Source organism: uncultured Sphingomonas sp. (assembly GCF_946477935.1).
Lineage (GTDB): Bacteria > Pseudomonadota > Alphaproteobacteria > Sphingomonadales > Sphingomonadaceae > Sphingomonas.
In genome coordinates this window covers 1-6,235 of record NZ_CAMLAC010000214.1, presented here as the reverse complement: position 1 = coordinate 6,235, position 6,235 = coordinate 1, and the positions used below count along the sequence as shown (strand labels likewise).

At 67.3% G+C, this 6,235-nt stretch carries 5 protein-coding genes; 4 read left to right on the top strand and 1 reads right to left on the bottom strand.

The genetic code is table 11. The annotated features are described in order from the left end of the window. Window positions 1–211 precede the first annotated feature (211 nt). Entirely contained in the window at window positions 212–1,159 is a 948-nt protein-coding gene (locus Q0U08_RS16630; RefSeq protein ID WP_298092722.1) for a glutaminase, read from the bottom strand. Between the two features lie 223 nt (window positions 1,160–1,382). Between Q0U08_RS16630 and Q0U08_RS16625 the strand changes: the two genes are divergently transcribed. The 4 genes from Q0U08_RS16625 to Q0U08_RS16610 all read left to right on the top strand — a co-directional run. Next, window positions 1,383–2,207: a sulfurtransferase/chromate resistance protein gene (locus tag Q0U08_RS16625; RefSeq protein ID WP_298092721.1), complete on the top strand. Its 825-nt coding sequence runs from the start codon at window positions 1,383–1,385 to the stop codon at window positions 2,205–2,207. After that, window positions 2,204–3,601 (top strand): chromate efflux transporter, encoded by a 1,398-nt coding sequence (gene chrA, locus Q0U08_RS16620; protein ID WP_298092723.1) that lies wholly within the window; start codon window positions 2,204–2,206, stop codon window positions 3,599–3,601. The genes Q0U08_RS16625 and chrA overlap by 4 nt, the downstream gene beginning before the upstream one ends. Before the next feature lie 221 nt (window positions 3,602–3,822). Beyond that, window positions 3,823–4,218 carry a hypothetical protein gene (locus tag Q0U08_RS16615; protein WP_298092719.1) on the top strand — a complete coding sequence of 132 codons (396 nt, stop codon included), beginning with the start codon at window positions 3,823–3,825 and terminating at the stop codon, window positions 4,216–4,218. A 396-nt stretch (window positions 4,219–4,614) separates the two neighbouring features. Continuing rightward, window positions 4,615–6,235: type I secretion system permease/ATPase (locus tag Q0U08_RS16610; RefSeq protein WP_298092718.1), on the top strand; the 1,621-nt coding region annotated here is incomplete at its 3' end.

Below are 6,235 nucleotides of genomic sequence, written 5' to 3'. Positions count from 1 at the left end.
TCGGGCGTCTGCGATCCCCGCGCCAAACGCGCGCTGCGCTTCCTCGGCAGCCTCGCGCTGGTCCTCGCCTTCACCACCTGCGGCACCGAGCTCACCGGCGAGCGGATCGTCCGCGCGCTGGGCGCCGCCTCAGTCGCGGGTGTCACGCTCGTCCTGCTGCTGTCCTTCCGCCCCGCGCTCGCCTTCGCCCCCTTGCGTCGTGCGCTCGCACTCAGCCGGGGTCGAACACCGACCACCCCGTCCGCTGCACGAGCCGTTCCAGCGCGAGTGTCCCTAGCTGCGAATTCCCGCGGGCGTTGAGCCCCGGCGACCATACGGCGATCGACGCCTTGCACGGCGCGATCGCCAATATGCCCCCACCCACGCCCGACTTGCCGGGCAGGCCGACGCGAAAGGCGAACTCGCCCGATCCGTCATAATGGCCGCAGGTCATCATCACCGCGTTGATCCGCCGCGCCCGCTGCGGCGACACCACCGATCGCCCCCTTTCCCCGGCCATGGCACCCGGCTGCACCCCGCGCGCCATCAGATACCGCCCCGCCAGCGCCAGTTGCCGGCAACTCATCGCCAGCGCGCACTGGTGGAAGTAGAATCCCAGCACCCGCTCCACCGGATTCTTCAGATTGCCGAAGGCGTGCATGTAATGCGCCAGCGCCATGTTGCGGTGGCCCGTCTCCATCTCGGCCGCCGCCACCGCACGGTCGACGATGATGTCCTCCTCCCCCGCCAGCCCGCGCACGAAGCGCAGCATCTCGCCGATCGCCTCGCGCGGCTCGTGCCGGCCCAGCAGCACGTCCGACACCACGATCGCGCCGGCATTGATGAACGGGTTGCGCGGAATGCCGTGCTCGGTCTCAAGCTGCACGATCGAATTGAACGCGGTGCCCGACGGCTCCCGCCCCACCCGCGTCCACAACTGGTCGCCCACCGCACCCAGCGCCAGGGTGAGCGCAAAGACCTTGGAAATGCTCTGGATCGAGAACGCCTCCTCGGCATCGCCGGCCAGATGGCACGTCCCGTCCATCTCGATCACCGCCATCCCGAAGCGCGCCGGATCGACGTCGCGCAGGCCGGGAATATACTGCGCCGGCACCCCCCGGTCGGGTGCCGCCTTCATCTCGGCGGCGATCTCGGCAACGACGGCGGACAGGTCGACCATGCCCGATCCTAGAGCGAGATGACAGGAGGTTGAACCCTCGTTCCGTTCGTCTCGAGTAAGCGTCGAGGAGCGGCATCGCCGCGTATCACAGCAATGGAAAGGGCAGTGCCGACGATTGACAACGCCTGACCGTCGTGGCTGATTAGCTGCATGGGGATTGCGATCTCCCCACGAGGCGTCAGCCAGAGCATCGCGTCCAGCACGAACACGCAAGGGACGCATCATGCCTGCTCCAAATGCCATTGCCCCGGAAAAGCTCGCCCGCCTCATCGCGCTGTCCGGCGCGCCCCGCATCATCGATCTACGCGACGCGCGATCCGAGACGATTCCGGGAGCGACCTTTCCCGCTCATCGAGAGCCGGCACGGTGGGACATGCCTGCCGGATCGCCAGTAGTGATCGTCGACGACGTCGGCGACGGCCCCGCTGCTGCGGCTGCGGCGATCCTCCGGAGCGACGGTGTAGCGGCAGAAGTGCTTGAGGGAGGCTTCGCAGCCTGGCTGGCAGGAGGGTGGCCCACGGTGTCGCTGGCGCACCTGCCGCCGCGTCACGATGACGGGCGGACCTGGTGGGTGACCCGGGCGCGGCCCAAGATCGACCGTATCGCCTGTCCGTGGCTGATCCGGCGCTTCGTCGATCCCGACGCCCGCTTCCTGTTCGTGGCACCGGGGGAAGTGCTGACCGTCGCAGCGCAGCAGCAGGCAGAGCCGTTCGACATTGCCGACGAGCGCGTGTTCTGGAGCCACCGTGGCGAGCAATGCACCTTCGACGTAATGGTTCAGGCCTTTGGCCTCGAAAACCATGAAGCCTTGACCCGTCTGGCCGCGATCGTCCGCGGCGCGGACACCGGCCGGCTCGACATCGTGCCGGAGGCTGCCGGTCTCCTGGCGATCTCTCTCGGTCTGTCACGCATCCACAGCGACGACCATGCCCAGCTCGAAGCCGGGATGGCGATCTATGATGCGCTGTATCGCTGGTGCCGTGACGCACAGGATGAGAAGCATGATTGGTCCTCCCATCAGCCCGCGCGCGCGAAGGTGTCGGCATGACCGGCGCCGCGATCGATGCTTCGCCACGCACCCGGCCGGAGCCGGTCACACTCGGCGAAGCCTTCTGGGTATGGCTGCGCATCGCCATGCTGTCGTTCGGCGGGCCGGCAGGCCAGATAGCGGTGATGCACCGCATCCTCGTCGACGAGAAGCGTTGGATCGGCGAGCAGCGGTTCCTCCACGCGCTCAACTACTGCATGTTGCTGCCCGGCCCGGAGGCGCAGCAACTCGCCACCTATATCGGCTGGCTGATGCACCGCACGAAAGGCGGCATCGTCGCCGGCGTATTGTTCGTCATCCCCGGTGCTGTCGCGATCATGGCACTGAGCTGGGTCTATGTCCTCTACGGCCGCGTCGGCATCGTCTCGGCACTGTTCTTCGGCCTGAAGGCGGCAGTGCTGGCCGTCGTCCTCCAGGCGGTCGTCCGGATCGGAAGCCGCGCCCTCAAGAGCATGCCGGCGCGCATCCTTGCTGCGTTCGCCTTCGTTCTGATCTTTTTCGCGAGCGCGCCGTTCCCGCTGATCGTGCTCGGGGCCGGGATCATCGGATGGTGGTCGGCACGGCAGGGAAGCACAGCGTTCCGTGGTGGTGGCCACAGCACGCCCAAGGGCGCGATCGTCGCCGATGCCGAGACGCTGCTGGGTGAGGAACTACCCGCCCACGCCCGCCCGAGCTGGCGTGAGACGGTATGGACGGCGATTGTCTGGCTTGCGCTGTGGCTCGTGCCGGTCGCCGCGCTGCTGGTCGCGCTCGGACCCGATGACGTGTTCAGCCGGATCGCGACCTTTTTCTCGACGATGGCGATGGTGACGTTTGGGGGGGCCTATGCCGTCCTCGCTTATGTCGCGCAGCTAGCCGTCGATACCTATGGCTGGCTGGGACCCAAGGAGATGCTCGACGGGCTGGGCATGGCAGAGACGACGCCTGGACCACTCATCATGGTCCTGCAGTTCGTCGGGTTCCTGGGCGCCTATCGCGACCCCGGCGCGCTGTCGCCACTGGTCGCCGGAACGCTCGGCGGATTGCTCGCGACCTGGGTTACATTCGTGCCATGCTTCCTATGGATTTTCCTGGGTGCGCCGTTCATCGAGCGGCTGCGCGGCAATGCCGCGGTCGCGGGCGCGCTGTCTGCGATCACGGCCGCGGTCGTCGGCGTCGTCCTCAATCTCGCGATCTGGTTCGCGCTGCATACGCTGTTCCGTACCACGACCCTGGTCACGGCAGGGCCGTTGCGGTTCGACGCGCCGGTACTGACCAGTATCGATCCGGCCGCCCTCATACTGTCTCTGGGAGCCGCCTATGCGATCTTCATGACGCGCGCCGGGGTCATCACGACACTGCTGGCGACGGCAGCCGCGGGCTTGGCGCTGCATGGTCTGGGCGTAATCGGCTGATAAGGAAGCGGTACTGGTCGCGCTTGTGTGATAGCTGTCAGGCTTGCAGATCGCCAAGCTGAGCGCGCGAGATATGGGGCGAGCCCGGCCGACGCCGCTGGCCGCCAAACATGTGTTTTGCGACAGGCTTCGTTTGGCAGGTGTCGCCCATGACAAGTCGCTCACAGCTTGTGCTACGCAGCCCGATTGCGGACGTTCGATCAAGGTGACATGATTGCTACATGGCACGTGTCGTCCTGGTTTTCGGCCTTGTGCTTCTCCCGTGCGTTCCGGTTGAAGCGCAAAAGCAGGCCCAAAGTAGCTCCACGCTGGTGATAAGCCTGCCAAGCGTTCCTAACCCGCTTGCGAACGATCAATATGCGGGAAGGCTCTTCCGGGGAAAATGGCGTTGGGTCGATGAGAAAGGCCAGCCGGCCTCCGTCGATCCTGTTCGAGCTTTGACTGAAGCAGCGTTAAATTGCGGGCAGCAGCGCCTCAAATGGCGCGGCTTGGACTACGATCACGGCAACGAGATGCTCATTGCAAACAATGAGGCGGGCCAACGCACGCTTACCTGTATCGCAGGCAAGGTTTCCTTCGACTTTTATGCCCGCGTGGAAGGCAGTAAGGTCCGCTAAGCCCGCCTTACTCCCCAAAAGCGGTTGGACCGCTTTCCTGCCAACTATCGCCGTTCAGCGGCCGGATGTGCGGAAAACCCGGTTCCAATCGTAACTGCGCGACAAACAAGTATTTCCGGACACCTGAACGGTGCCCTTACCGCTGTCACACGTGCCGACCAACTCTGACGTTTACAAGACAGGCGGCCGCACCGAACAGTCCCTCGATACCGTGAGCCGGTCAACATGCCGCCAGCAGGTCGATACGCTTCTGCGGGAGCTACCCGACCCCTGCTCGGCGCGAGCGGGTCACGATGATGCCATCGCTTTCTCGCCATCCGTGAATGGCTCGCGATCAACCATCGCAAATACCCCTATTGGGTCGCCCCACCGGATAGTGTACGCATCAAGCCATTGATGTCGCCCGGTTCCGACAGCCCGATGCGCGCCGCCCTCGCGCAATGCCGCCGCCATTTCGCCGCGGCGGCAGTGTTCAGTGCGCTGCTCAACCTGCTGTATCTCGCCCCCACCCTCTACATGCTCCAGGTCTATGACCGGGTGGTGCCGACGCGAGGCGGCCAGACCCTGCTGTTCCTGACGGTCGTGCTGCTCTTCGCGCTCCTGACACTGGCGCTGCTCGACCGGACGCGCACCCGTCTGCTCACCCGCGCCGGCGTCGCGCTCGACGCCGCGGTCGCGCCGCATCTGCTGGACGCCACGCTCGGCCGCCCCGACGCGCCCGAGGCCCGCCAGGCCCTGCGCGATTTCGACCAGTTTCGCGCCACCCTCACCGGCCCGGCGATGCTCGCGCTGTTCGACGCGCCGTGGCTGCCGCTCTACATCCTCGTCTGCTTCGTCGTGCATCCCTGGATCGGCGCGGTCGCGCTCCTCGGCGGCATCGCGCTGCCGCTGATCGCGCTTGCCAACGAACGCGCCACCCGCCCCCGGCTCGATCAGGCGCAGGCGATCGCCGCGCGCACCTATGCCGCGCAGGATGCCGCCCTCACCTCGGCGGAGGCGGTGCGCGCGCTCGGCATGCGCCGCGCCCTCGTCGCCCGCCAGCAGCGGACCCGCGACGCGATGCTCGTCGCGCAGACCGAGGCGGGGCTGGCCGGAGGCAGCTACCTCACCGCTACGAAATTCACCCGCCTCGCCCTGCAAAGCCTCGCGCTCGGCCTCGGCGCGCTGCTCGCCATCGACGACATGATCTCGGCCGGCGCGATCTTCGCCGCCTCCTTCCTCATCGCCCGCGCGCTCGCCCCCATCGAACAGCTCGTCGCCACCTGGCGCAGCATCGCCCAGGCCCGCAGCGGCTACACCCGCCTCGATACCATGCTCGCACAAGGACACGCGCACACGTCGCCTACCACGCTGCCACCCCCCACCGGCGCCCTGTTGCTCGAAGGCGTCACCGTCCTCGCCCCCGGCGGCGACCGCGCGATCCTGAGCAATGTGTCGTTCGCCGTCCGGCCGGGCGAGGTCGTCGCCATCGTCGGCGCCTCGGGCGCGGGCAAGTCCACCCTCGCCCGTGTGATGGTCGGCGCGATCCGCCCCGATCGCGGCATCGTCCGCCTCGACGGCGCCGACCTGCGCGACTGGGATGCCGAGCATCTCGCCCGCCACCTCGGCTATCTGCCGCAGGATACCGCGCTGTTCGCCGGCACCGTCGCGCAGAATATCGCGCGTTTCGCAGGCGAACTGACGCAGGACCGCGACCAGATCGATGCCGCGGTGGTCGCCGCCGCCGATGCGGTCGGCGCGCGCGACCTGATCCAGCGCCTGCCCGGCGGCTTCGACCACCGCCTCGCGCTCGGCGGCCGCGGCGTCTCGGCGGGCCAGGCACAGCGCATCGCCCTCGCCCGCGCACTCTACGGCGACCCTGCGCTCCTCATCCTCGACGAGCCCAACGCGCATCTCGATTCGGATGGCGACGCCGCCCTCGTCGCCGCCCTCACCCGCGCCAAGCAGACGGGCCGCACCGTCCTCGTCGTTTCGCACAAGCTCAGCATCCTGCCCGCGGTCGACAAGCTGCTCGTCC

What these genes read in the sequence shown, in the direction of transcription:
- Q0U08_RS16615 (WP_298092719.1), top strand. Translation starts at nt 3,823, where the DNA reads ATGGCACGTGTCGTCCTGGTTTTCGGCCTTGTGCTTCTCCCGTGCGTT.
- Q0U08_RS16625 (WP_298092721.1), top strand. Translation starts at nt 1,383, where the DNA reads ATGCCTGCTCCAAATGCCATTGCCCCGGAAAAGCTCGCCCGCCTCATC.
- Q0U08_RS16630 (WP_298092722.1), bottom strand. Translation starts at nt 1,159, where the DNA reads ATGGTCGACCTGTCCGCCGTCGTTGCCGAGATCGCCGCCGAGATGAAG.
- chrA (WP_298092723.1), top strand. Translation starts at nt 2,204, where the DNA reads ATGACCGGCGCCGCGATCGATGCTTCGCCACGCACCCGGCCGGAGCCG.